This is a genomic window from Agromyces sp. NPDC056389, from assembly GCF_042262385.1.
Taxonomy (GTDB): domain Bacteria; phylum Actinomycetota; class Actinomycetes; order Actinomycetales; family Microbacteriaceae; genus Agromyces.
Genome location: NZ_JBHJPN010000005.1, coordinates 2,035 through 5,707 on the forward strand (window position 1 = coordinate 2,035; position 3,673 = coordinate 5,707).

A 3,673-nucleotide genomic window follows, 5' to 3' on the forward strand; every position below is an offset into this window, starting at 1 on the left:
GGCAGGCCTTCACATTGCCGATGGTTTTGATTCGGTGGGTGTGGGGGTTCTGGCCGTCTGTTGAGAACTACATAGTGGACGCGAGCATCTTAGAAACGGGACTTCGGTCCTGTTTCACAATAGGTGAGTCGCCAAGGGGTCGCCTTCGGGTGATCTTGTTGGCGTATTCACTGGTCAATTTCGCAGCATCGCCTTCGGGTGGTGCTGCACGATTCGATCTCATGTGATTTTCAAGTTTTTAAGAGCAAACGGTGGATGCCTTGGCATCTGGAGCCGAAGAAGGACGTCGTAATCTGCGATAAGCCTCGGGGAGCTGATAAACGAGCTGTGATCCGAGGATTTCCGAATGGGGAAACCCCGCCAGGCCCTTTGGGTGACCTGGTGACTCCCGCCTGAATATATAGGGCGGGTAGAGGGAACGTGGGGAAGTGAAACATCTCAGTACCCACAGGAAGAGAAAACAACCGTGATTCCGTTAGTAGTGGCGAGCGAACGCGGAAGAGGCTAAACCGAGCCATGTGTGATACCCGGCAGGGGTTGCATGGTCGGGGTTGTGGGACCTTTCGGACTGTACTGCCGTGCAGTCACGGTGACGCGTCAGGTATAGACGAACCGGATTGAAAGCCGGACCGGAGTGGGTGTGAGTCCCGTAGTCGAAATGCCTGGCGGCCCGGAGAGGTATCCCAAGTAGCGCGGGGCCCGAGAAATCCCGCGTGAATCTGTCAGGACCACCTGATAAGCCTAAATACTCCCAGATGACCGATAGCGGACAAGTACCGTGAGGGAAAGGTGAAAAGTACCCCGGGAGGGGAGTGAAATAGTACCTGAAACCGTTTGCTTACAAACCGTTGGAGCCTCCTTGTAGGGGTGACAGCGTGCCTTTTGAAGAATGAGCCTGCGAGTTAGTGATATGTGGCGAGGTTAACCCGTGAGGGGCAGCCGTAGCGAAAGCGAGTCTGAATAGGGCGATTCAGTCGCATGTCCTAGACCCGAAGCGAAGTGATCTATCCATGGCCAGGTTGAAGCGACGGTAAGACGTCGTGGAGGACCGAACCCACTTCAGTTGAAAATGGAGGGGATGAGCTGTGGATAGGGGTGAAAGGCCAATCAAACTTCGTGATAGCTGGTTCTCTCCGAAATGCATTTAGGTGCAGCGTTGCGTGTTTCTTGCCGGAGGTAGAGCTACTGGATGGCCGATGGGCCCCAAAAGGTTACTGACGTCAGCCAAACTCCGAATGCCGGTAAGTGAGAGCGCAGCAGTGAGACGGTGGGGGATAAGCTTCATCGTCGAGAGGGAAACAACCCAGACCACCAACTAAGGTCCCTAAGCGCGTGCTAAGTGGGAAAGGATGTGGAGTTGCACAGACAACCAGGAGGTTGGCTTAGAAGCAGCCACCCTTGAAAGAGTGCGTAATAGCTCACTGGTCAAGTGATTCCGCGCCGACAATGTAACGGGGCTCAAGCACGCCACCGAAGTTGTGGCATTGACATTAATGGTAGGCCTTCGTGGTCCAGCCGTGTTGATGGGTAGGAGAGCGTCGTGTGGGCAGTGAAGCGGCGGTGTGAACCAGCCGTGGAGGCCACACGAGTGAGAATGCAGGCATGAGTAGCGAAAGACGGGTGAGAAACCCGTCCTCCGGAAGACCAAGGGTTCCAGGGTCAAGCTAATCTGCCCTGGGTAAGTCGGGACCTAAGGCGAGGCCGACAGGCGTAGTCGATGGACAACGGGTTGATATTCCCGTACCGGCGAAGAACCGCCCACATGAAATCAGGAGTGCTAAGCATCCCAAGACGCGTGGATCCCTTCGGGGACGATCGTGAGGCGGCATGCGACCCCATCTGGTGGAGTGAGCGTATTAACAGGTGTGACGCAGGAAGGTAGCCCAACCCGGGCGATGGTTGACCCGGGGCAAGCGTGTAGGCCGAGCGATAGGCAAATCCGTCGCTCATTACGGCTGAGACGCGATGCGGATAAAAAGTGGGTGATCCTATGCTGCCAAGAAAAGCATCGACGCGAGGTTCCAGCCGCCCGTACCCCAAACCGACTCAGGTGGTCAGGTAGAGAATACTAAGGAGATCGAGAGAATCGTGGTTAAGGAACTCGGCAAAATGCCCCCGTAACTTCGGGAGAAGGGGGGCCTAAGGCGTGAATGGACTTGCTCCAGGAAGCGCTGCAGGGCCGCAGAGACCAGTGGGAAGCGACTGTTTACTAAAAACACAGGTCCGTGCTAAGTCGCAAGACGATGTATACGGACTGACGCCTGCCCGGTGCTGGAAGGTTAAGAGGACCGGTTAGCCGCAAGGCGAAGCTGAGAATTTAAGCCCCAGTAAACGGCGGTGGTAACTATAACCATCCTAAGGTAGCGAAATTCCTTGTCGGGTAAGTTCCGACCTGCACGAATGGCGTAACGACTTCCCAGCTGTCTCAACCGCGAACTCGGCGAAATTGCATTACGAGTAAAGATGCTCGTTACGCGCAGCAGGACGGAAAGACCCCGTGACCTTTACTACAGCTTGGTATTGGTGTTCGGTGTGGCTTGTGTAGGATAGGTGGGAGACTTTGAAGCTGGCACGCTAGTGTCGGTGGAGTCATTGTTGAAATACCACTCTGGTCACTCTGGATATCTAACTTCGAACCGTGATCCGGTTCAGGGACAGTGCCTGGTGGGTAGTTTAACTGGGGCGGTTGCCTCCCAAAAAGTAACGGAGGCGCCCAAAGGTTCCCTCAACCTGGTTGGCAATCAGGTGGCGAGTGTAAGTGCACAAGGGAGCTTGACTGTGAGACTGACAGGTCGAGCAGGGACGAAAGTCGGGACTAGTGATCCGGCAGTGGCTTGTGGAAGCGCTGTCGCTCAACGGATAAAAGGTACCTCGGGGATAACAGGCTGATCTTGCCCAAGAGTCCATATCGACGGCATGGTTTGGCACCTCGATGTCGGCTCGTCGCATCCTGGGGCTGGAGTAGGTCCCAAGGGTTGGGCTGTTCGCCCATTAAAGCGGTACGCGAGCTGGGTTTAGAACGTCGTGAGACAGTTCGGTCCCTATCCGCTGCGCGCGTAGGAAATTTGAGAGGATCTGACCCTAGTACGAGAGGACCGGGTTGGACGAACCTCTGGTGTGCCAGTTGTTCCGCCAGGAGCACCGCTGGTTAGCTACGTTCGGGATGGATAACCGCTGAAAGCATCTAAGCGGGAAGCCGGCCTCGAGATGAGATTTCCATACCCTTCGGGGTGAGAGGCTCCCAGCCAGACGACTGGGTTGATAGGCCGGATGTGGAAGACAGGACTAACGACTGTCGGAGCTGACCGGTACTAATAAGCCGATAACTTGATAATCACTACACTCACACACGTTTGAACATGTTCATGAAAAGGCCGTGTGAGTGGCCAAAGATACGCTCGCGTCCACTCTGTGGTTCCCTTCAGACGGAAACCCAAAACTCAACACTGAGACAACACCCGCACCACCACACCCCTGTACACCGGGGCTGGTCGGTGCGGTCACCGAGACCACACACCCACCCCACACACGTGGCGGGCGAGGTGTGGCAAGAGTTTCGGCGGCCATAGCGCGAGGGAAACGCCCGGACACATTCCGAACCCGGAAGCTAAGACTCGCAGCGCCGATGGTACTGCAGGGGGGACCCTGTGGGAGAGTAGGACACCGCCGGACA

The 3,673-nt window shown here is 55.9% G+C and carries 2 rRNA genes; both read left to right on the forward strand.

Annotated features, from left to right (window positions below):
• The first annotated feature begins 228 nt into the window (after positions 1-228).
• Positions 229-3,335 (forward strand): 23S ribosomal RNA (locus ACFCVM_RS19590).
• A gap of 220 nt (positions 3,336-3,555) precedes the next feature.
• Positions 3,556-3,672: ribosomal RNA gene (gene rrf, locus ACFCVM_RS19595) — 5S ribosomal RNA — on the forward strand.
• The last annotated feature ends 1 nt before the right edge of the window (position 3,673 follow it).